Annotated in this window: 20 protein-coding genes; 19 read left to right on the forward strand and 1 reads right to left on the reverse strand. The window is 59.3% G+C overall.

All coding sequences use genetic code 11. The features are described from left to right. Position 1: 1 nt before the first annotated feature. From H7C18_RS22120 to H7C18_RS22195, 16 genes are all read left to right on the forward strand, one after another. Positions 2-1,513 (forward strand): sulfatase-like hydrolase/transferase, encoded by a 1,512-nt coding sequence (locus H7C18_RS22120; RefSeq protein WP_185131282.1) that lies wholly within the window; start codon positions 2-4, stop codon positions 1,511-1,513. Positions 1,514-1,546: 33 nt separating this feature from the next. Continuing rightward, positions 1,547-2,905, forward strand: coding sequence for an alpha-amylase family protein (locus tag H7C18_RS22125; protein ID WP_185131283.1), 1,359 nt, complete (start codon positions 1,547-1,549; stop codon positions 2,903-2,905). 12 nt (positions 2,906-2,917) lie between these two features. Then, complete coding sequence (locus tag H7C18_RS22130; protein WP_185131284.1) at positions 2,918-4,267, forward strand: sulfatase family protein; 1,350 nt, start codon at positions 2,918-2,920, stop codon at positions 4,265-4,267. 28 nt (positions 4,268-4,295) lie between these two features. Continuing rightward, positions 4,296-5,147 carry an AraC family transcriptional regulator gene (locus H7C18_RS22135; RefSeq protein WP_185131285.1) on the forward strand — a complete coding sequence of 284 codons (852 nt, stop codon included), beginning with the start codon at positions 4,296-4,298 and terminating at the stop codon, positions 5,145-5,147. Positions 5,148-5,376: 229 nt separating this feature from the next. Beyond that, on the forward strand, positions 5,377-6,939 hold the full coding sequence (locus H7C18_RS22140; RefSeq protein ID WP_185131286.1) for an extracellular solute-binding protein: 1,563 nt from the start codon (positions 5,377-5,379) through the stop codon (positions 6,937-6,939). Continuing rightward, on the forward strand, positions 6,887-7,858 hold the full coding sequence (locus H7C18_RS22145) for an ABC transporter permease (protein ID WP_337913883.1): 972 nt from the start codon (positions 6,887-6,889) through the stop codon (positions 7,856-7,858). The genes H7C18_RS22140 and H7C18_RS22145 overlap by 53 nt, the downstream gene beginning before the upstream one ends. A gap of 1 nt (position 7,859) precedes the next feature. Beyond that, a complete protein-coding gene (locus tag H7C18_RS22150) occupies positions 7,860-8,735 on the forward strand; it encodes a carbohydrate ABC transporter permease (RefSeq protein ID WP_185131287.1) in 876 nt (291 codons plus the stop codon). Positions 8,736-8,828: 93 nt separating this feature from the next. After that, positions 8,829-11,012 carry a beta propeller repeat protein gene (locus tag H7C18_RS22155; RefSeq protein ID WP_185131288.1) on the forward strand — a complete coding sequence of 728 codons (2,184 nt, stop codon included), beginning with the start codon at positions 8,829-8,831 and terminating at the stop codon, positions 11,010-11,012. Between the two features lie 15 nt (positions 11,013-11,027). Next, positions 11,028-12,302 carry a Gfo/Idh/MocA family protein gene (locus H7C18_RS22160; RefSeq protein ID WP_185131289.1) on the forward strand — a complete coding sequence of 425 codons (1,275 nt, stop codon included), beginning with the start codon at positions 11,028-11,030 and terminating at the stop codon, positions 12,300-12,302. After that, positions 12,299-13,954, forward strand: coding sequence for a sulfatase family protein (locus tag H7C18_RS22165; protein ID WP_185131290.1), 1,656 nt, complete (start codon positions 12,299-12,301; stop codon positions 13,952-13,954). The genes H7C18_RS22160 and H7C18_RS22165 overlap by 4 nt, the downstream gene beginning before the upstream one ends. A 274-nt stretch (positions 13,955-14,228) precedes the next feature. Then, complete coding sequence (locus tag H7C18_RS22170; protein ID WP_185131291.1) at positions 14,229-15,215, forward strand: aldose 1-epimerase; 987 nt, start codon at positions 14,229-14,231, stop codon at positions 15,213-15,215. Between the two features lie 20 nt (positions 15,216-15,235). Further along, positions 15,236-16,330, forward strand: a complete 1,095-nt coding sequence (locus tag H7C18_RS22175; RefSeq protein WP_185131292.1) for a fatty acid desaturase family protein — start codon at positions 15,236-15,238, stop codon at positions 16,328-16,330. A 44-nt stretch (positions 16,331-16,374) separates the two neighbouring features. After that, the gene (locus H7C18_RS22180) at positions 16,375-16,692 is read left to right on the forward strand and encodes a MocE family 2Fe-2S type ferredoxin (protein ID WP_185131293.1); all 318 of its coding nucleotides are present in this window, start codon (positions 16,375-16,377) and stop codon (positions 16,690-16,692) included. A gap of 17 nt (positions 16,693-16,709) precedes the next feature. Beyond that, positions 16,710-17,948, forward strand: a complete 1,239-nt coding sequence (locus H7C18_RS22185; RefSeq protein ID WP_185131294.1) for an NAD(P)/FAD-dependent oxidoreductase — start codon at positions 16,710-16,712, stop codon at positions 17,946-17,948. Between the two features lie 98 nt (positions 17,949-18,046). After that, entirely contained in the window at positions 18,047-19,156 is a 1,110-nt protein-coding gene (locus tag H7C18_RS22190) for a Gfo/Idh/MocA family protein (RefSeq protein ID WP_202887242.1), read from the forward strand. A gap of 19 nt (positions 19,157-19,175) precedes the next feature. Then, positions 19,176-20,078 (forward strand): sugar phosphate isomerase/epimerase family protein, encoded by a 903-nt coding sequence (locus H7C18_RS22195; RefSeq protein ID WP_185131295.1) that lies wholly within the window; start codon positions 19,176-19,178, stop codon positions 20,076-20,078. Positions 20,079-20,127: 49 nt separating this feature from the next. On the opposite strand, the gene H7C18_RS22200 is transcribed toward H7C18_RS22195, so the two are convergent. Beyond that, entirely contained in the window at positions 20,128-20,946 is an 819-nt protein-coding gene (locus H7C18_RS22200; protein WP_185131296.1) for a class I SAM-dependent methyltransferase, read from the reverse strand. 147 nt (positions 20,947-21,093) lie between these two features. Between H7C18_RS22200 and H7C18_RS22205 the strand changes: the two genes are divergently transcribed. The 3 genes from H7C18_RS22205 (at position 21,094) to H7C18_RS22215 (ending at position 23,668) form a co-directional block, all read left to right on the forward strand. Then, complete coding sequence (locus H7C18_RS22205; protein ID WP_185131297.1) at positions 21,094-21,867, forward strand: SDR family NAD(P)-dependent oxidoreductase; 774 nt, start codon at positions 21,094-21,096, stop codon at positions 21,865-21,867. Between the two features lie 42 nt (positions 21,868-21,909). Continuing rightward, the gene (locus H7C18_RS22210) at positions 21,910-22,776 is read left to right on the forward strand and encodes a fumarylacetoacetate hydrolase family protein (protein ID WP_185131298.1); all 867 of its coding nucleotides are present in this window, start codon (positions 21,910-21,912) and stop codon (positions 22,774-22,776) included. Positions 22,777-22,924: 148 nt separating this feature from the next. Next, the gene (locus tag H7C18_RS22215) at positions 22,925-23,668 is read left to right on the forward strand and encodes an IclR family transcriptional regulator (RefSeq protein WP_185131403.1); all 744 of its coding nucleotides are present in this window, start codon (positions 22,925-22,927) and stop codon (positions 23,666-23,668) included. Positions 23,669-23,766: the final 98 nt, after the last annotated feature.

Here is a 23,766-nt window from a genome sequence, read left to right on the forward strand (position 1 = left end):
GGTGAGCCGCAAGCCCAATATTCTGCTCATTACGAGCGATCAACAGCATTGGAATACGATCGGTTCTTTCCAGCCGGAGATCTCGACGCCGAATTTGGACCGGCTTGTCAAAGAAGGAACGACATTCACCAGAGCCTATTGTCCGAACCCGACTTGCACGCCGACACGAAGCTCGCTGATCACCGGGCAGTACCCGAGCCAACACGGCGCCTGGTCGCTCGGAACGAAGCTGTCGGAGAAGGCCCATACGGTCGGCGAGGATTTCCTCCTGGCCGGATACGAGACGGCTCTGATCGGCAAGGCGCATTTCCAGCCGCTCGCTTCGACCGAAGAATATCCGTCCATCGAATCGTACCCGCTGCTGCAGGATCTGGACTACTGGCGGAGCTTCGACGAGACTTTCTACGGCTTCCGGCATGTCGAGTTGGCCCGGAACCATACGAACGAGGCCCACGCCGGGCAACACTACGCGATCTGGCTGGAAGAGAAGGGATGCCTCCATTGGCGCGACTACTTCCGGCCGCCGACCGGCACCATGGACAAGAAGCACCTCCACCATTGGCCGATTCCGGAGGAATTCCACTACGACGCCTGGATCGCCGAGCGCACCAACGCGCTGCTGGAACGCTACAAGCAGGAGAACCGGCCGTTCCTGCTATGGGCGAGCTTCTTCGATCCGCACCCGCCGTATCTGGTTCCGGAACCATGGGATACGATGTACGACCCGCAGAAGCTGACGCTGCGGGGATTGCAGGAAGAAGAGCACGAAGCAAATCCGCCGCACTTCCGCCTAACCCAGCAGGAGAACCCGGATTTTTCCGCCTACCGCGAGTCGGGCTTCGGCATGCACGGCTTCCGGTCGCACTTGCATCGGGAAGAGGAGCTGCGCAAGAACGTGGCTGTTTATTACGGCATGACGAGCCTGATGGACAAATATATCGGGCGCATTCTCGATAAGCTCGACGAACTCGGCCTGGCGGAAGACACGCTGGTCGTCTTCACGTCCGACCACGGTCATCTGTTCGGGCAGCACGGTTTGATCGCCAAGGGACCGTTCCACTACGAAGATCTGATCCGCGTGCCGCTGATCGCGCGATACCCCGGGCGGGTGCCGGCCGGCCGTCTGTCGTCGTCGATGCAATCGCTGGTCGACATTGCGCCTACGCTGCTCGGCCATGCGGGGCTTCCGATCCCCGCCGCGATGACGGGCAAGGACCAGACCGAGGTGTGGAACGGCAAGCGAGAATCGGTTCGGGACCATATCCTGTGCGAGAATCATCACGAACCGACGACCATTCATTTGAAGACCTACGTCGACGAAAGATTCAAGCTGACCGTCTATTACAATCGGACGTACGGAGAACTGTTCGACTTGCAAGAGGATCCGGACGAGGTGCGAAACCTGTGGGACGATCCGGCGCATGCGGCCTTGAAGTCGGAGCTGCTGCTTCGATACGCCTGGGCGGAGCTGGGCAAGGAGCCGCTGCCGATGCCCAGAATATCCGGCGCCTGAGCCTTTGCCAAGCCGCGGGAAGGAGGAAATTCGGTGAGCGTGAACGGAAGAGAAGTCGGCCCTGAGGGGACGCTGCCGCGGTTGACTCCGCGTCCGCCGCTCGGCTGGAACAGCTTCGATTGCTACGGCTGCGCAGCGTCGGAGGAAGCGCTGCTCATCAATGCCGAAGCGATGGCCAAGCTTCTGAAGCCGTCGGGCTACGAATATTTCGTTGTAGACAACGGCTGGTTCGCAGAGTACGAGCTCGCAGAGGGGAGCCGCTATCCTGCCGTTCGTCATGCGGACGACGTGAATTTGGACGAATACGGGAGGCTGCAGCCGTCGCAATGCTATTTTCCCAGCGGAATCAGGCGGCTGATCGACCGCGTGCACGAGCTGGGGTTGAAATTCGGCATCCATGTGATGAGAGGCATCCCCCGCAAAGCGGTCGCGCTGAACCTGCCCGTGTACGGAACGACTTATCGGGCTTCGGATATTGCCGATCCGGCGGACATTTGCACTTGGTGCCCCTACAATTACGGCGTCAATATGGATCATCCGGGGGCGCAACCCTTCTACGATTCCTGGATCCATATGCTGGCCGAATGGGGCGTCGACTTCATCAAAGCGGACGATATCACCGGACATCCGCGCGAGATCGAAGCGATCTCGAAGGCGATCCGCACCTCGGGAAGGGACATCGTGCTTAGTCTGTCACCGGGAGGCCAGACGACGCCGAAGAACATGGACGTCTACCGGCAGGCGAACCTGCTGCGGACGACGCGCGATATATGGGATAATCGGGCCGATCTGGATAAAGCGTTCCATGCCTGGCATGCCTATAACGAGTTCCGGCAGGAGGGCTTCTGGCTGGATCTGGACATGATTCCGTTCGGCCATCTGCAGCTGTGGAAGCCCCGAACCGACGGCGCGTCGTACGAAGAGAGCGCGGCGGAGGAGCAGCTAAGCGGGAAAGGCCACGAGCGGATGAGCGGACTGTCGGCGAACCAAAAGCGGACCTTTATTACGATTCGCGCCTTGGCGGCTTCCCCGCTCTTCATGGGCGGAGACCTGCCGACCTCCGACGAATTTTCGATCTCGCTGATTACGAATCCGGACATTCTGGCTTGCAATCAGAACGGCGTCATGGGTTTCCGGGCGCATGAAGACAAAGGAATCGAGGTTTGGAAAACACCCGGCCGTTCGGACACGGGTGCAGGCTGGATCGGCATCTTCAACCGAACGACGGAGACGCAGAAGGTACGTTTGAAGCTGGGGCAGCTGGCCTTGAACAATTCGGGGGCGACTTCGATTCGTTCGATCTGGCCGACGCCTTCGCACAAGCTGCTTAACGGCGTCTTGTCCGCTGAGATCGAAGGGGACGGCGTGCTGTTCCTGCACTATCAAGAATAGGAGTGGATTCGCATGGCCAAAAGAGCTTCGCAGCCGAACGTAATCGTGTTCTTCACGGATCAGCAGCGCTGGGATACGACCGGCGCGCATGGCAACCCGCTGGGATTGACGCCCAACTTCGACCGGATGGCGGCAGGCGGAACGCATCTGTACCATTCCTTCACCTGCCAGCCGGTGTGCGGTCCCGCGCGTTCGGTGTTCCAATCGGGCCTGTACCCGACGACGACGGGGTGCTACCGCAACAAAATTCCGCTTCCGGATGGGACCAAGACGCTGGCGCACTATTTCCGCGAAGCGGGCTATAAGACCGGGTATATCGGCAAATGGCATCTGGCGGACGAGAACCCGGTGACGGAGCGGGGGCGCGGCGGTTATGAATATTGGCTCGCGGCCAACGCGCTGGAGATGACCTCCGATTCGTACGACGCCGTCGTCTTCGATAACGACAACGAGCTCGTGAAGCTGCCTGGATATCGCGTGGACGCCTTGACGGATGCGGCGATCCGGTTTATCGACGCGGAGCAGGAGCAGCCGTTTTTCCTCTTCCTGTCGTTCCTGGAGCCCCATCATCAGAATCATCGGGACGATTATCCTTCGCCCGACGTCTATCGCGATTCGTACACCGGGCGATGGACCCCGCCGGATCTGGCAGCCCTCGGGGGCACAAGCGCGCAGCACCTGGGCGGCTACTACGGGATGGTGAAGCGGCTCGACGAAGCGCTCGGGAGACTCTTTGACGCCGTCAAGAGTCTGGGGCTTGCCGACGATACGATTATTTTGTTCACGTCCGACCACGGCTGCCACTTCAAGACGCGCAACAGCGAATACAAACGTTCGTGTCACGAGAGCTCAATCCGAGTGCCGACGGCGGCGATCGGACCGGGATTCAACAGCCGGGGACAAATCCGCGAGCTCGTCAGCTTGATCGACCTGGCGCCGACGCTGCTGGACGCGGCAGGCATTCCCGTTCCGGACGTTATGCAGGGCCGGTCGATTCTGCCATTGCTGCGCCGGGAAACCAAGGAGTGGCCGGACGACGTCTACATTCAGATCAGCGAAGCGCAGGTCGGCCGGGCAATTCGTACTTCTCGTTGGAAATATTCCGTATCCTCGCCCGATCCGATCCGGGATTCTCCCTCCTCCGACGTTTACCATGAGGAGTATCTCTACGATCTTCAGGCGGACCCGTACGAGCTGACGAACCTGATCGGCTTCGAATCCCATCAAGAGGTAACGGCCGCATTGCGGGAACGGCTGCTCAGGCGCATGGCCGAGGCCGGCGAACGGCCGGCGCGGATCGAGCCGGCGGAGAGCAAGCGGAGCGGGCAGCGGCGCGTGTCGGAAGCCGAAGTCCGCTTATAAGCAAGGAGCGGTCAAGAGGGGAAGGCCCATGATCGAATATGGCCATGAAAACGCCGAATACTTGTACCACACGCCCTCCGAATTTGAAAAAAGCGGAGGATTGTGGGCCATTCGGGCCGGTCGCAACAAAGCGAAACCCAATTACCAGGTGGGGCCTAAAGTGATCGAGTGCTATTCCGTGCATGCCGTGCTCGGCGGAAGCGTGACGCTTGCTTACGGCGACGGAGCCGTTCGGCTGAAAGGCGGCGATCTTTTCTGCTTATTCCCCGGGTTGCGCTACAGCTATCAATTGGCCGAGAATGAAGACCCGCTGCGCATGTATTGGCTGGCATTCCAAGGCGACCAGGCGGAGAGACTGGTGGAACGCATCGGATTCAGCCGGGAGGAGCCGTATGTGATCGGTCGATGGACGCAGGAGCACGAACGGACGATGATGTCCATTCACGGGCTGATGCGGGATCAAGCCGAATATGACGAAGCTCTGCTGCAGTTGAGACTGTATCAGCTGTTCGTGACCATGTCCCGCCAGGCCGGAAGCCAGCCCAAAACTTTGAGGACGGCAGATTGGCTGGAACGAGGCATTCAGTATATGAACACGCATTATACGGAAAATATCGCGGTTGCGGACGTCGCGGAGGTAGCGGGCGTGCACCGATCACACCTCTATCAGGAGTGCATCAGACTGCTTGGAATCAGCCCGTTGCAATATATCATCAAGCTTCGCATGGAGAGAGGCGAGGAACTGTTGAGGAACAACGGGCTCAGCGTGACGGATATCGCATTGTCCGTCGGCTATCCGGATCTATTCTCCTTCTCCCGGGCTTTCAGCAAGTATTACGGAATGTCGCCGACCCAATACCAGGCGCAGCAGACAAAATGATAAACAATTATCGACTCTCCAATCGCTAATTACTAGACAAATTGATAAACGACATTCGACAAAATGATATTCTCCTATGAAAAAGGTCAGTGTAAAATCAAATCACAAAACCAACAAATAAGGTTGGAATAGTAAGAAAAGCTGACCGGCCTACTGGAAGCCCCTTGAACGTTTGGCTTTTGTTCGAGGGGCTTTTTGATTTCGGTCGGGCAACGAGGAGGGCATCGTCATGATAGAGAAAAAGAGCAGATCATTGCTGCCGTTAACGCTGCTGATCGCCGCCGCGCTTTCGGCCTGCTCCGGCAGGGGCGCCGGAAACGCGGTACCGGAAGAGGGGGCGCCGAATCCGGCCGCGGACGACGGGAAGGAGAAGCTGGAGATCAGTTTGCTGGCGCCAACGTTCAAGGGCGGCGGCTGGCCGGATAACAACCACCCGACGATTCAGTATTTGGACAAGAAATTCAACATCGACCTGAAGGTGCAGTGGACGCCAGGATCGGGATACGAGGAGAAGCTGAACGTCATGGCGGCTTCCGGCGAGCTGCCGGACTTGTTCATCGGCTATGAGGATACCTTCCTCAAGTGGCAATCCCAAGGCGTATTCGTCGATCTGGCGCCTTATCTGAAAGACTACCCGAAGCTGGCTTCCGAGTTCCCGGAGGACATGATGAGCATTCTGAACCCGCCGGGCAAAATCTACGGATTTCCTAAATACAGCGAGCCCTACCAGGCCTCTCTCATCGTCAGGGAGGATTGGCTTAACAATCTGGGCCTTCCGAAGCCGGATGCGAGCAAGTTTACCGTCGACGAATTCTATCGGATCGCCAAAGCGTTCGCGAAGGACGATCCCGACGGCGACGGCAAAGCGGATACGGTCGGGTTCACGCTGGGAGCGGCGGTCCAAGATGCCGGCTTTGATGGCGGGGAGACGCTGGAGGCGGCGTTCGGGCTTGCCAACGGCTGGAAGGAAGCCGACGGCAAGCTCGTTCCCAGGCAGACGCAGAGCGAGGAATGGAAGGCTTACCTCGGCTTTTTGGCCAACGCGTACAAGGAAGGCGTGCTCGACCGGGACTTCGCGACGAATACCGGAGATATCGTCAAGGAGAAAGCGGGCGGCGGCAAGCTGGGCATTACCGCCCAGAATTTTACGCTGATCAACCGTACGAACAAACAGGCACAAGCCATTGATCCGAAGGCTCATTTCGTTCCCGTCGCGCCGCCGATCGGTCCCTCGGGTCTGAGGGGCAACGCGGGTCAGACGGTTGGAGATACAAAGATCGTCCTGAACGCCGACATAAGCGAACAGAAGCGCCAGCGCGTGCTGAAGCTGCTCGATTGGTGGATCACGGAGGAAGGCAGCAACGTGATGAAGGACAGCGTCGAAGGGATCATGTACGAGACAACGTCGGACGGGACGGTCACGCTGACAGAACGCGGGAAAAAAGAAGCGGACAGTCTCGCGATTTTGAACAACTGGTTTTTCCGCAGCTCTTCGCTGAAGCACGACATCCATCAATGGGACGATCCGAAGCTGACGGACGAATTTATCGCTTTCCAGAACGAATTGGCGAAATATCCTTGGACGAATCCCGGAGCGCCTTATGTCGTTTATTCTCCGACCTATATTAAGGATGCGGCGGATCTGAACACGAAGTTTATGGCAACGGCGATGAACATCATCGTAGGGCGCGAGCCTGTCGAGGATATCGACCGGGCGATCTCGGAATGGAGGGCGGGCGGTGGCGACGACATTATCCAAGAGGTCAACGACGCTTACGCCAAGCGCAAGTGATTTGCCGGAGCGAAGGCGGCCGCCGCTGGCGAGTTTGAAACGGATGACGCCGTTTTACCTCATGATTCTTCCGGGTTTGCTGTTCTTCCTCTTATTCAAATATGTTCCCATGCTCGGCGTTGTCATCGCGTTCCAAAACTACAATCCGTTCCAAGGCTTTCAAGGAAGCGAGTGGGTCGGTCTTCAGCACTTCCGGGAGTTGTTCCAAGAACGAGACTTCCTTGTGCTGCTTCGCAATACGTTGTGGCTGAACCTGCTCGATCTTCTTCTGTTCTTCCCGATTCCGATCGTTCTGGCCGTCATGCTCGGCGAACTGCGTTCAAGACGGATGTCCGCGCTGATCCAGACGGTGATGTACGCGCCGCATTTCCTGTCCTGGGTCGTCATCGTCGGAGTGACGTTCGTCTTGTTCTCCGCCCAATCGGGCGGCGTGAACCAACTGCTGCAAGCGGCGGGTCTGCCCAGGCTGGAGGTGCTGACCGATCCGGCGGCGTTCCGGTGGGTATGGCTGCTGCAAAACATTTGGCAGGGCTCGGGATGGAGCGCCATCCTCTTCCTGGCGGCGCTGGCTTCCATCAATCCGACGCTCTATGAGGCGTCGCGAATCGACGGGGCGGGGCGGCTGCGGCAAATTTGGCATATTTCCCTGCCCGGACTGAAGCAGCTCATCGTCATCTTGTTTATTTTGCGGCTGGGACACTTTATGGATCTCGGGTTCGAGCATATTCTCTTGCTGCAGAATCCGTTGAATATGAGCACCTCCGACGTGTTCGATACATTCGTCTACCGCAAGGGCATCGTGCGAGGGGACTTCAGCTATACGACAGCCGTCGGCTTGTTCAAATCGCTTGTCGGCCTTCTGCTGGTCGTGATGTCCAACAAACTCGCTGCTCGCTCCGGACAGGAAGGAGTGATCTAAGATGAATAGCCGTATCGGTCAAGATCGAAGGGACCGGCTGCCGGACATAGCCGTTTATGTCCTGTTGATCTTTGGGCTGGCCGCGGTTCTGCTTCCGCTGTTCTATATCCTGGGCACGTCCTTCGCGCCGGAGAAGGAATACCTGACTCGCGGATTCTTCCTGCTGCCGAAGCAGTGGTCGCTCGAGGGCTACCGATACTTGCTGGGCAACCCCGGCTTTCTGTCCGCGGTCAGTCACGCAGCGGAGATCACCGTGATCGGTACGGCCATCAACATGCTGCTGACCACGCTGATGGCGTACGGCTTGTCGAAAAAGCAGCTCAAGGGCCGGTCCGTGGTGAACGGAATGGTTCTGTTCACGCTGCTGTTCTCCGGCGGCACGATACCGACCTATCTGGTGGTCAAGGGCCTCGGGCTGGTGAACAGCTATTGGGCGCTGTGGCTGACGTCGGCGATCGCTCCGTTTCATCTCATCGTCATGCGCGGATTTTTCCAAGCCGTCCCTGCCGAGCTCGAAGAAGCGGCCCGGATGGACGGGAGCGGCGAATGGCGACTGTTATGGAGCGTGATCGTCCCCTTGTCGCTCCCGGCGATCGCCACGTTCACGCTGTTCTATGCCGTGCAGCATTGGAACACGTATTTTGCGGCGATCTTGTATATCAACGACAGCAGCCGCTGGCCATTGCAAGTTTTTCTGCGGCAGATGCTGATCGAGGACGACACGAACGTCGGGAGATCGCTGGCCGAGACCGTTCATTACACCCCGGCTGCCAAAATGGCCGCAATTGTTTTGACGGCGCTGCCTTTGCTTGCGGTTTTTCCTTTCCTGCAAAAGTATTTCAACAAGGGGGTGCTGCTGGGTTCGATCAAAGGCTGACCCGCCGCGACGGGTGATCGGGGCGAGATTCGGATCCTGTCCCGTGAGACGCAGGAATGCGATGTCCACAACGAATACAAGGAGGCAAATGAGATGAGAAACAGGGTTATCGCCGTGATTTCTTTCCTTTTCTTGAGCAGTATTGGTTTGGGCTTCGGCTACGGGAGGGCTTCCGCCGATGCTCCGCTTGCATTCGAAGGCTCCGGACTGGATGCCGGCGGATTCCAATCGGTCGTCGCGGTAAATCCCTTCGATAGCGGCACCATCCTGTCAGGGGCGGACGTGGCCGGGATCAGCCGCTCCACGGACGGCGGAGACGAATGGTTCGCGTCCAACGGCGGCATCACCAACAAGCAGCTGCTGCAGGTGGCAAGTCTGGCTTACTCCCCGGGTACCCCCGGTAAAGTCTATGCGGCGCTCGGCAAGGCGGGCGGGTCCGGCGGATTCGGCGTTTCCACGAACGGAGGCCTGTCTTGGGAAATCAGGAGCACCGCGGTAAAATTCGCCGGGGGCAACACGGACGGCCCGCTGCCGAGCCCGCACCCGCGGTCTACCGGCAATCTGATCGCGTTGGACGAGTCGAACGGATACATCTACGCCGGCACTTATAAGGACGGCGTGTACCGTTCGGGCGACGACGGCTATACGTGGACCTATCTTGGTTTATCGGGCCAATATATTCGCGGCATCGCTTTGAATCCGGACGATGCCGGCGAGCTGTTCGTGGCGGCATACGGAGAGAAGCTGTACCGGACCGACAATGCGGACGGCTCCTCCCTCGCCTGGACGCAAATCGCGAATTCGCCGCTTGATCTCGAAGAACTGAGGTATATCGGCAACACGTTATATGCCGTCGGCTCGGACGGCAGCGCCGGCAAGGTTTACGAGCTTGCCGGCAGTTCGTTGGCTGAGCTGCTCAGCACTTCCGGCGACACTGTCTACACTTCGATCGACGGCTACAGTACAGGTGGCGCGAACACGATCTTCATCGGAGCGACCAATCCGAAGGCAAACGGCTCTCTTTATGAGAGCGTCCTTCGCTCCGACGACGGCGGTGCCACTTGGACTCCCTTGACGGTGGATGCTTCGGGGATTCATTACGAGATGGGTACTTCCTCGAACGTGTGGTGGTTGTCGCAGCTCAATCCCGATGCGATGATCGGCAAGACGAGATTCGTGGCCGCCTATATCCAAGTCGATCCGAACAATCATAACCGCTTGTACGTATCCGGGCGGTCCGGCGTGTGGAAAGGGGATATCGACGAATCGACCGGCGACGTCGACTGGCATCCGATCGTACGGAACCTAAACGTTACCTTTAACCAGTCGGTGCTGGCCGATCCGAGCCCGGCCAGTCCTTGGAGAGTATATGTCGGCTCGACGGATTGGGGCTTCCTCTATTCGACCAACAGCTTGACGGATGTTCATGCCAACCGGCCTTCTGGCGTTTCGGACGGTTACGCGCTGGCGGCGGATACGTCGACTTCCCCTACGACCGTATATGTGGGAACCGGAAGCGGGGACGTGCTGTCCAACGTGAACCCGGTCCATCCCGATGTAGCCGGCTGGAACTCGGAAGACTTGAGCGCGGCAACCGGCGGAGGCGAGGTCATCGGATTGGCGGTTCAACAGGTCAGCGGGACCCGGACGATTCTTGCGGCGGTTGCGGGCAAGGGTATCTGGCGGAAAAGCGGATCGAACTGGAGCAACATGCTTTCGTCTTCGAGCGCATTGGGCGCCCAAACGACGAACAAGGCGGCTATCTCGTGGCCAGCGGGCTCATCCTACGTCTATTTGTATGACCGTGAATCCGGGGTATGGCGTTCGGATAACAACGGCGCCGCCGGTTCCTGGACGAAAATCTGGAATCATCCCAGCGCCGCGACGGGTCCGGCCAAAAGCAGCGTCAGCTATGTCGCCGCAGATCCGGCGGACACAGATACGCTTTACGTGTCAGCACACGATGGCTTGTTCAAACTGACCGGTGCCCGGACCGGCACTGTGGAAGGCGGAGGAATATCGAAAATCCAGTTGACGGCCGTATCCGATCCGGGACCGCTTGCTTTTTCCGCAGATGGCAATCTATATGTGGCAACGCTATATGGCTCCGGAACGACGGCCCGGCTCTACCTGAGCACGGACGGAGGCGCTAGCTTCACGGATATTGCCGACGATTATTATCATGGCAATGCCGGTTTCCCGATCGATCTGTCGGCAGGCGGCAACGGAAAAATCTATGTATCGTTGAATGGCCAGGGCATTCTCGTAGGCGGTTGATGGAGGCGGTCGAACATGAGCAAAACGAGGACCATACAAGCGGCTTTGATCGGTGCGGGCAAACGGGGGAGAAACGCCTACGGCACCTATGCACTGCAGCGCCCCCATGAGCTCCGGTTCGTAGCGGTGGCGGAGCCCGACGCGGAGAAGCGAGAGCTGTTCGCGAACCAGCACGGCATTCCTCCGGAGCGGCAGTACGCCTCGTGGGAGGAACTTCTCGCGGAGCCGCAGCTTTGCGAGGCGCTGCTGATCTGTACGATGGACCGGGAACACTACGGGCCGGCGATGCGGGCCATGGACAAGGGGTACCACATTCTGCTCGAAAAGCCGATGTCCCACGACGCGCTGGAGACGCTTCATCTGGCGGAGAAGGCCCAACAGTCCGGCCGTATCCTGACAGTATGCCATACGATGCGCTACAACCCTTTTTCGAACGAACTAAAGAGATTGCTCGACGCCAAGATCATCGGCGATCTGGTCTCGGCGCAATGGGCGGAGCATGTATTCTATGAGCATTATGTTTCCGCTTTTGTCCGGGGCAATTGGCGCAATGCCGGCAAATCGAGCCCGATGATCCTTCAGAAGAGCTGTCACGATATGGATATGCTGCAGTGGCTGATCGGCGCGGATTGCGCCGCGGTGTCCTCCTTCGGCAAACTGACTTACTTCCGAGAGGAGAATGCGCCCGAAGGCTCGACGCTGAGATGCACGGACGGCTGTGCGGTCGAAAGAACCTGTCCGTTCTCGGCCATTCGCAACTATTACCACACGAAGCAGGGCGGTTGGTATAACGCCGTCAGCCTGAAACCGACGCTTGAGGCGCGGATGAAGGCGATTCAAGAAGGGCCGTACGGACGATGCGTCTTCCGCTGCGACAATGACGTTGTGGATCATCAAACGGTGAACCTGCTTTTTGAGAATGACGTGACCGTGTCGTTCACCATGACAGGATTCGCGAGCGAGGGAACGAGAACGTTCAAATTCATGGGAACGCAGGGCGAGATTCGCGGCCACAGCAAGAAAAACGAGATCGAAGTGAACTATTTCAACGGCAAGCAGGAGAAGATCTACCCGCCCGTCGCGGACGGCGCTCACGGGGGCGGGGATTTCCTGATCATGCGGGATTTCCTGACGCAAGTGCTCACGGGAGACGTGAAGGGCCGTTCGGACGCGTCGGTCTCGGCGCGCAGCCATATGATCGCCTTCGCCGCCGAGCATTCGCGGGTGACAGGCCAGACCGTGTATTTGAAAGATTTCGTTCAGTCGATCCGATCGGAGGCGATCGTATGAGCATAGGCGCTGCGAAGTCGAATGACGGAAAGCCGAACGTGCTGATTCTTTTCACCGACCAACAGCGGCACGATACGATTCAGGCAGCGGGGAACCCGCATATGATTACGCCGAACCTGGATCGGTCGGCGGCGGAAGGGTGCCTGTATACGAACGCCCACAGCTCCAATCCGGTATGCATGCCGGCTCGCCACGATCTGTTGACCGGCCTGCCGGGAAGAGCGCACGGTTATTTTACGAACAACAAGACTCGTCCTATCAAAGACTACGGATTGCCGACCGTCGCGCGCATCTTCTCCGAGAATCGGTACCGGACGGCGGCAATCGGGAAGATGCACTTCCGTCCGAGCCGAATGCATCACGGATATGGAGAACTGATCCTGATGGAGGAAATTCCGAACCGTCGACAGGACGATCAATATGCAACGTATTTGGCAGATCAAGGTCTGGGCTCGATCCAGAACATTCATGGCGTCCGCGCGAATCTGTATCATATTCCTCAGCAGCCCCAGATGGAGGAAGCGCATCATCCGAACCGGTGGGTAGCCGACCGGGCGATCGATTGGTTGGAGCGCAACGGCCGGGAACCGTTCTTCTTGTTCTGCTCGTGGATCCACCCTCACCCGCCCTGGGCGGCTCCGGAAGCTTACCGCGAGCTGTACCGGGATCGCGAGCTTCCGCAGCCGGTCCCGGTGTCGCGCTCCTACCCGTTCGAGCCGCCGGGCAGCGTCTGGTACGGCGATCATGAGGACGAGCGCAATATCCGGCGGATCCGGGAAGCGTACTATGCTTGCGTAACACATGTGGATTATCATATCGGACGGCTTCTCGACCATATGCGAGAAAAGCGGCTGCTCGACGACACGCTGGTCATTTTCGCTTCGGATCACGGCGACATGCTGTACGATAAAGGATTCTTCCAGAAGTCGCTTCCTTATGAGGGATCGGCGCGCATTCCGTTTATCGTGCGATATCCGGAAAAGGTAAGGGCGGGTACGGTCTCGGACTCATTTGTCGATTTGCTGGATGTGCTGCCGACTTGTCTTGATGCTTGCGGTCTGTCTTACCCCGAAGCTCCGTTCGCGCTTCCCGGGGCGTCGTTGTTTGCCGAAGGGGCCGAGCGCGATCGGGAGCATCAAATCTGCAGCTTCGGCGAGGGGAAGGACCGTTGGGTGATGGCCCGCGACAGGCGCTACAAGTACGTTTATTTCTATAACCGGGGAACCGAGCAGCTATTCGATATGGAGCGTGACCCGCAAGAGCTTCATAATCTGATCGGCAGTGGAGGGGAACCGCTAGACGCGATACGCCGATTAAGAATAAAAGCGATCGATTACGAGCGGCAATGGGGGCCAGAGGGTGTAATCGAACGCGATTCATTCGTCTTAATGGACGGGGGCTATTCCAGAACGGGCGCCAAATACGGCAACGTTCAGTTCCACGTCATGGACGAGCGAGAACCGAGGGCACGCGGCGAACAATTTATTCGCGAATGCGAGCTCGCTTTGCGAAGCGAGAAGGATTTGAAATTGAACGAAATATGCAATGAGTCGGAATATATTGAGAAATTCAGGCAAGCATGGCGACCTTTTGCGGGAGAGCCGGTCCTGAAGAGCATTTTTTTGGACGTAAAAAATGGAACCCTCCCGTAAGCCGTTTTTATCGGCGGCGCAAATGGAACAGAAAGCGAGGGGCTATGAGAAAATAAAAGAATAGATTCCAAACTTATCAAAAGGATCTTCATTCGCCATGCCATTAAGGTTTTGGGGAGGAGGATCTTTTTTGTCTTCTGATAGCCATAGTTCCAATGTCCTGTAAACCATTATTTTTCGTTGCGCAAGCGCTTTCCGTGTGATAAAGTAAATTTGCAGTCATCGTGAAACGTTTCATGAAATAATTTAATGCAGAAGGGAATGGTCGCCTTCCATGCCGATTCCGAGATACGAAACGAGTTCGAAGACGGAAGAAGGCTACGAGGTCGTCGTTCTTCGCGATGCCCGGCGCGATGCGCGGGCCGAGATCGTTCCTGCGAACGGAAACAACCTGATCCGGTTCGAGGCCGGAGGGCGTCCCGCCATTCTGGCGCCTCCGGACTTACGCTCTTTTCGGGATGATCCGCAAGCCTCCTTCCGGTACGGAACGCCGATTCTGTATCCGCCGAACCGGGTGAAGAACGGCGAGCTTCCGTTCCGCGGCAGGACGTACCGGCTTCCTCTGAACGAGCCGCGCAACCATCTTCATGGCGAGATCAGCTCCAGACGATGGGAGGTGACGGCGTACGGCGCATCGGAAGACGAAGGCGCATACGTGACCAGCCGCTTCCGCTATGAAGACCATCCCGACATGACGGCCTATTTTCCCCATGAGCTCGACTTCGCCGTAACGTACCGACTGCTCGACGGGGCGCTCCATATGGAGACGGCCATTCGGAACGAGAGCGAGACGGAGGCGCCGTTCGCCTTCGGGCTTCATCCTTACTTCCCGATCTTCCCGGAGGACGGGGAGGAGATCCGGCTCCAGGTGCCGGCCGCCGCGAAGGAGTGGCCGGTGACGGACGAAGCGTTCGTAACGGGAACTCCCGGGGAGACGGAATTCAGCCGGAGCTTGCGCCGCGGCATCGATCTGAGGGAGTATCCGGTATCGGGCTGTACGATGATCGAGCTGGCGGAAGAGGAAGCCGCGTGCCGCATCGAGCTGAAGAAGCGGGGCTACGCGATCGCGTATCGGACGGACCGGCAGTTTCCGTTCCTGCTGCTGTTTCGCCCGCCTTGGGCCGGCGCCTTCTCGCTGGAACCGTACACGAGCGTTACGGACGCTTTCAACTTGCCGTATGCTTGGGAGATGACGGGGGCGAGGGGGATCGGGCCGAAGGAGCAAATCCGCTTGACGACCAGCCTGTGGATCGAAAACTGAAAGAAGGAGGAGAACCGGCCATGGCCGCGAATGCGGGCAAAAGGAACTACAGCCTGACCGGACCGGAGGGCAAGCGCGCGGAAGCGAGGGGATTGGTGGCGGCCGAATGGTATCAGACCCCGATCCCGCGACCGCGGATGAAGGAGCTGATGAAGCGGAGGGACGGTCCCGCGATTCGGGACACGATCATCTGGCTCGGGGGATTGGCGGTGCTCGGCTACCTCGGCTTCCTGGCGTGGGGAACGTGGTGGGCGGTTCCCGTCTTTCTCGCCTACGGGATTCTGTACGCCACGCCTGCCGATTCGAGGTGGCACGAGTGCGGGCACGGGACGGCGTTCAAGACGCCCTGGATGAACGAGGTCGTCTATCAGATCGCTTCCTTCATGATGCTCCGGTCGGGGACGCCCTGGCGCTGGAGCCATGCGCGCCATCATACCGACACGTTCATCGTCGGACGCGATCCGGAGATTTTGACGGAGCGGCCGCCGGTGTGGAAAGTGTTGTTTTTGGAAGTTCTGCATCTGTACGGAGGGCCGAAAGAGCTGAAGCGGTTCGTGCTTCACGCGTTCGGCAGGCTGGACCGCGAGGAGAAGGAGTACATTCCCGCGTCCGAGCGCCGCAAGACGTTTCTCGAAGCGCGCATTTACGTCCTGATCCTGCTTGGTCTTGTCGCCGCCTGCATTCTGACGAAAAGCGTGCTGCCCGCGATGTACGTGTTCCTTCCGTCATTTTACGGCTCGGTCATCGTCATTCTGTACGCCGTGACGCAGCATTTGGGACTGTACGAGGACGTGCTCGACCACCGGCTGAACACGAGGACGATGTATTTGAACCCGGTGCTGCGGTTTTTGTACTGGAACATGAATTACCACATCGAGCACCACATGTTTCCGATGGTTCCGTATCATCAGCTGCCCAAGCTTCACGAGGAGATGAAGCACGATTGCCCCAAGCCGGCAAGCGGGCTGCTACCTGCCCTGAGAGAAGTGGTGGGGGCGCTCCGCAAGCAGCGACGGGATCCGGCGTATGTGATCGTCAAGCCGCTCCCGGATACGGCCAATCCGTACATGCACGGCGTTCCGAACGCGCCGAATCTTCAGTGGCAATCGTCGTAGAATACTGCATCTTTGCTGAATTTTGCAGAAGGAGTTGACTCGATTTGTCGGCAGAAACTTGGATCGAAGCTTGCGGAACGGACGACATCGAAGAGGAGGACGTTATCCGGTTCGACCACGGCGACCGGACGTTCGCGATTTACCGTACGGACAAAGGGGACTTCTACGCATCCGACGGATACTGCACCCACGAGAAGTTCCATCTGTCGAACGGGCTGGTCATGGGCAGCGTTATCGAGTGCCCGAAGCATAACGGCCGGTTCGACATTCCGACCGGCGCGGCCAAGCGCGCTCCCGTCTGCGTCGATCTGGCCACCTATCCCGTCAAGGTCGAGAACGGCAAAGTATTCATACGGATCTGACCGGAAGGAGCTGTCGCATGAACGATTACGGAATGGTCATCGTCGGGGCGGGAGAGGCCGGAGTTCGCGCGGCCTTGGAGCTTCGCAGCCGGGGATGGAACGGATCCGTCACCTTGATCGGCGACGAGGCGCACGCCCCTTATGAGCGCCCGCCGCTGTCAAAGCGGGTGCTGTGCGAGCCGGAAGAACCGGCGCCGCCGACGATCGCGGACCCGCCGAAGCTGGGCGAGCTCGGCATCGCGTTCCTGTCCGGCGACGGCGCCGTCCGCATCGATCGGCAAAGCCACGTCGTCCGGCTGGCGAGCGGGCGCGAGGTGCCGTACGAGCGGCTGCTGCTGGCCACGGGCGCGAGCCCTCGGAAGCTGGCCGTTCAAGGAAACGCAGCCGGCGAGATGCTTTATTTGCGCAAATTCGGCGATGCGCTGGCGCTACGCGACCGGCTGCGGCCGGGCAAGCGCGTGGCCGTCATCGGCGGCGGCTTCATCGGGCTCGAGGTAGCGGCCGGCGCCGTGACGAACGGCTGCGAGGTGACGCTCATCGAGGCGGCCCCTCGGATTCTGATGCGCGGCGTGCCGGAGCCGATCGCCGAGAGGGTCGAGCGACGGCACCGGGAGGCGGGCGTCGCCTTCCGGATCGGCGGCGGCATCGCAAGCGTGGACCGCGCCGGCGATGAGCTGACGGTTGCGCTTGCGGATGGTACGGCCGTACGCTGCGACGCGATCGTGACCGGTATCGGCGCGGTTCCGGAAACGTCGCTCGCCGCGGACAGCGGGCTCGAGATCGAGAACGGCGTGAAGGCGAACGAGCGGCTGCAGACGTCCGATCCCGACATCTATGCCGCCGGAGACTGCTGTTCGTTCCCGCATCCGCTGTACGACGGCAGGCGAATCCGGCTGGAAGCGTGGCGCAACGCGCAGGACCAGGGAACGCACGCGGCGGGGAATCTGTTGGGGGACGAAGCGTCTTATGCGGCCGTTCCCTGGTTCTGGTCCGATCAGTACGACCAGACGCTTCAGGTATCCGGATTGGCGGACGCGGACCAGAAGATCGTCCGGCGCGACTTGGGCGAGCAGGGCCAGCTGTATTTCCACCTGGCGGCGGACGGCCGTCTGATGTCGGCCAGCGGCATGGGGCCGGAGGGAGCCGTCGCCAAGGAGATCCGGCTTGCCGAACGGTTGATCGAGAGCCGCGCCCGGCCTTCCGTGGAAGCGCTGTCCGATCCCGGAAGGAAGCTTAAGGAGCTGCTCCGATCGTGAGCGGCAGGAGGAATCACCCAGCATTCCAATAAACCGGCGGGTTCCGACAAAGAGGAGAGTTCGGTATTCGCCGGCCATTATCCGAGGAGGAACGCCAATTGGAGACGATCGACCTCAATTTGAACGTCGATCCGGAAATGCCGCGGCGACGGGATTTCCGGATCGGCTGCATCGGCTCGGGGTTCATCATGCGGGATTGCCATCTTGCGGCTTACCGGGACGCCGGGTTCAACCCCGCGGCGATCGCGTCGCGGACTTACGAGAATGCGAAAGCGGTTGCAGATCAATGGGGCATCCCGAAAGTGCATCGTACCTGGGAAGAGCTGGTTCAAGATCCGGACATCGAAATATTGGACATTGCGGTTCCGCCGGACCGGCAGTTGGACATCGTGCGGGCAGCCGTGCGCCAGCCGCACATCCGAGGCATTCTGTGCCAGAAGCCGCTCGCCATGAACAGCGCGGAAGCGCGCGGGATCGTCGAGCTGTGCGAGCGCGCGGGCATCAAGCTGGGCGTCAATTCCAACATGCGCTACGATCAGTCGATCCGGGCGCTTAAGACCATCCTGGACAAAGGGTACCTGGGAGAGCCGGTGCTGGCGACGATCGAGATGAGGGCGATTCCCCATTGGCAGGATTTCCTCCATCGGTACGAGACGCTCGAGATGCTGAACATGGGCATCCATCATATCGATGCTTTCCGCTACTTGTTCGGGGATCCGAAGAGCGTCACGGCGGTCGCCCGTCCGGACCCCCGAACGGCGTTCAAGCATATCGACGGCATCTCGCAGTATACGTTTCAATACGAGAACGAGCTGATGGCGACGAGCCTGGACGACGTATGGGCGTGGCCCGGGGAGGGAACCGAGAAAGACATTTACATCAAATGGAGAGTCGCGGGGACGGAGGGGCTGGCGCAGGGCACGATCGGCTGGCCGTCGTATCCGGAGCGGGTTCCGAGCACGCTCGAATTCACGACGCGGCAGTCCCCGGACTGCTGGCTGAGGCCGACTTGGGACAAGGTGTGGTTCCCCGACGCTTTCCAAGGGACGATGGCCCAGCTGCTGCGCGCGGTCGAGACGGACAGCGAGCCGGAGATCGGCGGCCGGGACAACCTGCGCACGATGGCCGCGGTGGACGCCTGCTACAAGTCGATCGCCGAACGCCGCACCGTCGATTTTGCCGAAATGATCGGACCGGACCGGTCGTAAAAAAAAGGAGGAATCAGCCATGATTTCAGTCGGCATTTTTAACGGGTATTATCCTCATTCGCTGGCGGAGTCGATCTCCCGCATCCGACGGGACGGCTTCAACTGCGTGCAGCTGGACTTGTCGTTCAAGGACCTGGACGTCACGGCGGCCAATCTGACGAAGGCCAAAGCGAACCTCGTCCGCGACGCGTTCCGCGACGCCAACCTGCCGATCGTGTGCATCTCCGGCTATACGAACATCGTTCACCCCGATCCGCGCAAACGGGAGCAGAACATCAGCGAGCTCAAAAACCTGCTGAAGTTCGCCCGCGACCTCGGCAGCCCCTACGTCATCAGCGAGACCGGCACGTTCAACGAGGAGAGCGACTGGGTGTGGGATCCGAAGAACGGCACCGAGGAAGCCTACGAGACCGTAGCCGCGCAAATCGAAGAGCTGGCCAAATTCGCGTACGATTACGGTTCCGTTTTCCTCGTGGAGAACTATGTCAACAACATCATCGGTACGGTCGATCAAGTGGCGCGCCTGTTTCAGGACGTCCGCCATCCGGGGCTCGGCCTGCTGATGGACCCGACCAACTATTTCTCGGACAGCAATATCGGCCGCGTCGACGAAGAGCTTCACCGCATCTTCAACACGCTGGGCAGCCGGATCAAGATCGCCCACGCCAAGGATTGCAAGCCGGCGGAAGACACTGCGGAGAAGCACGCGGCCATCGACGCTTCGGAATCCCATACGTTCCGCGGCGCGGGCGCCGTCGAGCTGCCGGCTCCGGGGCTCGGCATTCTGAACTACGACCTGTACTTGGCGAGACTGGCCGAGCTGCATCCGAACATTCCGATCATCATCGAGCACCTGGACGAAGAGGACATTCCGCGGGCCAAGACGTTCCTCGACGGCAAGCTGAAGAGCGTCGGAGTCTGACGAATCGAACGACAGGGGGAGGCGGGCAATCCGGCTCCCCCTGTTTTTATTATTGCAACGGTAAGTCTTTACGACGGGCAACGTGGAGAACGGCGCCCCAGTGGCGGCGAACCGACTTTTCCGGACGGCGATGAAGGCGAACGCGGATTTCCTGAAAGAGTTTGTCGCGTTTCCATTCTTCCATCAGGATATGCCCGGAGAAGGTTTGGAGAAGTTTCAAATACTCGTCAACGCGATAAATGCGCTCCCAGTCGAAGTGCCGGATGCGAACAACCTCGAACAGGCCGCTTTTCTCAATCTCGTCTCTTTGCTCCTGAAGTTCCCCCGGCTTGGGCCAATCGTTGTCGGCTGCCGGTTTACCTTCGCCGATCTCATGGTAAACCGCTTGGATGTCACGGAAGAACGGGTCTGCATGGTCCGGAAACACGTGATTGGCGTTCCAAAATGCCAGGAATCCGCCGGGACGAAGGACTTGCCATGCCTTTCGGTACCGAACTTCGGGATCGACCCATAGCCAAGCAGTCGCTGCGAATACCAGATCGAACCGATTCTCCGTCTCCGGCTGCCAGTTTTCGAAGCTCGCATTGACGATGTCGACGTCCAAGCCGGCAAGGTTTTGACTGGCAACCGCAGCGAGCTCTGCGCCTAGTTCGATGCACGTGATTTTAAATCCGCGCTTGGCTAACGGGAGAGTCGCTTTTCCCGTGGCGCATCCCACTTCCAACAACCGGTCGCCCGGATGCAAATTCGTCGTTTGCATCAGATCGTCGAACAATTCCGCCGGATAATCCGGACGCGCCTCTTGATAGATATTCGCGGCTTGATCGAAGGACTCGCGCAATCTTTCATGATCATTCTTCGGGTTCATATCCTGCCTCCCGTTCCTCAACATCAGTTCGATTTAACCAGCTTAATCTCTTGACGCTGCGAATGGGGGAATGGTAACATATTTTTATATAAAACTAAGTTTAATATAATAAACTATCAAAACAAAACGAAAGGGAGGAGAACTTCCATGCGACTGCGCAATAAAGTCGTCCTGATCACGGGAGCCGGGTCGGGCATCGGCCGCAGCGCCGCGCTGCTGTTCGCGAAGGAAGGGGCGCAGGTCGTCGTCAACGACCTGGCGTCCGAAGCGGGCGAGGAGACGGCGGCCATCATTCGGTCCGACGGCGGCGAGGCTGTTTTTATCCAGGCGGACGTCACCGATCCGGATTCCGTACAGAAAATGGTCGAACGCGCGATCGGCGCTTTCGGACGCATCGACGTGCTGTTCAACAACGCGGGGATCAGCGGCGTCGGCGCGCTGCACGAGGTGGAGCCGGACGCCTGGGACCGGATCGTCAGCGTCAACGTCCGCGGCGTCTATCTGCCCAACAAGTACGTGCTGCCTCATATGATGGAACGCCGGAGCGGCAGCATCATCAACATGTCCTCGTGCGTCGCCGAGATCGGTCTTGCCCGGAGGGCTTCCTACGCGGCGACCAAGGGAGCGGTGCTGGCCTTGACCAAGTCGATGCAGGTGGATTACGCTTCTTATAACATCCGGGTGAACGCCTTGCTGCCCGGAACGATTCTGACGCCGTTCGTGGAGAACTTCTTGAAGCAGTCATACGCCGACCCGCAGGCCGGATTGGACGGAATCAAGAAGCGCCAGCTGAGCGGAGAATTGGGCCGTCCCGAAGACGTCGCGCAAGCCGCGCTGTTCCTGGCCTCGGACGAATCGAAGTTCATGATGGGCAGCCCGCTGTACATTGACGGAGGCGTCGTCTTCGGCAAGAACGCCTAGCGGATTTTGATTTTATCTTCCTAAACGAAGGAGCTGCTGAAGTTGCAATTGTTCACTTTCTTGCAAGACGGAGAATCCCGGCTTGGGGTCAAGACGCCGCAAGGGCTGGTCGATGCCGGTAAGGCCGGGTTCGGCGGCACGGTAATGGACGTGATCGAAGGCGGGAAGGAGAAGGTACGCGAACTGTCCCAGGCCGTCGAAAGCGCCGGCGATTCGGCTTCCTGCCTGCTGAACGAAGCGGACATCGCATGGGGACCTTGCGTCACCCGCCCGAACAAAATCATCTGCGTCGGCTTGAATTACCGCAAGCACGCCGAGGAGACGAACGCGCCGATTCCGAAGTACCCGATTCTGTTCAACAAGTTCAACAACACGCTCGCCGGACATCTCGAGCCGATCGCGGTGCCGAAGGTCACCCGCGAGCTCGATTACGAAGCGGAGCTGGTGATCGTCATCGGCAAGAAAGCCAAGTACGTGCCGAAGGAGCAGGCGCTGGACCACGTATTCGGCTACGCTTGCGTCAACGACCTGTCGGCGCGCGACCTGCAGAACCGGACGCCGCAATGGCTGCTCGGCAAAAGCTGCGACGGCTTCAGCCCGCTCGGTCCTTATCTCGTCACCGCGGACGAGGTCGGCGACCCGAACCGGCTCGCCATCCGGGCGACCGTGAACGGGGAAGTCCGCCAGAACTCCAACACGTCGGACATGATCTTCCGCTGCGACGAGATCGTCAGCTACGTCTCGCAGCATATGACGCTGGTGCCGGGCGATCTCATTCTGACCGGAACGCCCGAAGGGGTCGTGCTGGGGCTGCCGCCTGAACAGAGGGCGTACCTGCAGCCGGGCGACGAGGTGACGATCGAGATCGAGAAGCTCGGCTCGCTCACGAACCGGTTCGTCGCGGAGTGACCCAGGCGGTCTCTAACGGGCGAGATTCTCCAGCGAGAGCCTGCATGCGCGACAGTGCAAGAGGAAGGCGGGAAGTGGCGGTTGCCGCTTCCCGTTCGCGCGTTATACTGGAAGAAAGATTTCAATTCAAAGGACGGACGTGGTGAAAATGGAACGCAAGTATTGGGCTCCTGCCGTGGAACGCGCCCACCTCGTGCTGCAAGCAGTCGCCGCGAATCCGGCGCGGCTGCGGCTGACGGATTTGACGGAGAAGACGGGCATCAACAAGAGCACGATGTTCTCGCTGCTGCACACGATGGAAGAGCTGGAATGGCTCCGGCGGGACGGAGCGGATTGCTATGCGCTCGGCTCCATCTTCGCCTCTCTCGGGTCCGCGTACTTGTCGGGCCATCCGTTGATCGACCGATTCCTGGAGAAAGCCAAGTCGACGGTCGAACGGATCGGGGAGACGGTTCAACTGTCCCGGCTGGAGCGCCGGGAGATCGTGTACCTGGCCAAGAAGGAGGCTCCCCATCCCGTTCGCCTCTTGTCCGAACCGGGTTCGCGCATGCCGGCCCATTCGACGGCGATGGGGAAAGCGCTGCTGGCGGGAATGGCCGACCCGGACATTCGGAAGCTGTACGAAGGGTATGAATGGGAGCGGCTGACCCCGCATACAATTGGCTCCGTGGAACCGCTGCTCGCCGAGCTTGCGAGCGTCCGCAGAGAAGGCTGCGCGTTCGACGCGGAGGAAGCGGTGCTTGGCTTCCGGTGCGTCGCGGCGCCCGTTCTGGACGCCGGAGGCTCCCCGCAAGCGGCCGTCAGCGTCTCGATGCTGAGCCAGGCATGGGAGTCGAAGCGGGACGCTGCCGAGCGCGCCATTCGGGAGCTGGCGGCCGAGTTATCGTCGTAAAATCGGACGCACGAAAAGCGTTTTCTTTTCCAGCCGTTTCTGTTAACCTTTCTATTGAGTAGGGGATTCATCGCTCATTCTGCTTAACGGAAAAAGGA

The organism is Cohnella zeiphila, assembly GCF_014212055.1.
GTDB lineage: Bacteria > Bacillota > Bacilli > Paenibacillales > Paenibacillaceae > Cohnella > Cohnella zeiphila.

Excerpts from the sequence above, each read along its gene's own strand:
- H7C18_RS22155 (WP_185131288.1), top strand. The coding sequence starts at position 8,829 with ATGAGAAACAGGGTTATCGCCGTGATTTCTTTCCTTTTCTTGAGCAGT.
- H7C18_RS22170 (WP_185131291.1), top strand. The coding sequence starts at position 14,229 with ATGCCGATTCCGAGATACGAAACGAGTTCGAAGACGGAAGAAGGCTAC.
- H7C18_RS22160 (WP_185131289.1), top strand. The coding sequence starts at position 11,028 with ATGAGCAAAACGAGGACCATACAAGCGGCTTTGATCGGTGCGGGCAAA.
- H7C18_RS22175 (WP_185131292.1), top strand. The coding sequence starts at position 15,236 with ATGGCCGCGAATGCGGGCAAAAGGAACTACAGCCTGACCGGACCGGAG.
- H7C18_RS22215 (WP_185131403.1), top strand. The coding sequence starts at position 22,925 with ATGGAACGCAAGTATTGGGCTCCTGCCGTGGAACGCGCCCACCTCGTG.
- H7C18_RS22135 (WP_185131285.1), top strand. The coding sequence starts at position 4,296 with ATGATCGAATATGGCCATGAAAACGCCGAATACTTGTACCACACGCCC.
- H7C18_RS22150 (WP_185131287.1), top strand. The coding sequence starts at position 7,860 with ATGAATAGCCGTATCGGTCAAGATCGAAGGGACCGGCTGCCGGACATA.
- H7C18_RS22200 (WP_185131296.1), bottom strand. The coding sequence starts at position 20,946 with ATGAACCCGAAGAATGATCATGAAAGATTGCGCGAGTCCTTCGATCAA.
- H7C18_RS22185 (WP_185131294.1), top strand. The coding sequence starts at position 16,710 with ATGAACGATTACGGAATGGTCATCGTCGGGGCGGGAGAGGCCGGAGTT.
- H7C18_RS22195 (WP_185131295.1), top strand. The coding sequence starts at position 19,176 with ATGATTTCAGTCGGCATTTTTAACGGGTATTATCCTCATTCGCTGGCG.
- H7C18_RS22165 (WP_185131290.1), top strand. The coding sequence starts at position 12,299 with ATGAGCATAGGCGCTGCGAAGTCGAATGACGGAAAGCCGAACGTGCTG.
- H7C18_RS22140 (WP_185131286.1), top strand. The coding sequence starts at position 5,377 with ATGATAGAGAAAAAGAGCAGATCATTGCTGCCGTTAACGCTGCTGATC.
- H7C18_RS22130 (WP_185131284.1), top strand. The coding sequence starts at position 2,918 with ATGGCCAAAAGAGCTTCGCAGCCGAACGTAATCGTGTTCTTCACGGAT.
- H7C18_RS22205 (WP_185131297.1), top strand. The coding sequence starts at position 21,094 with ATGCGACTGCGCAATAAAGTCGTCCTGATCACGGGAGCCGGGTCGGGC.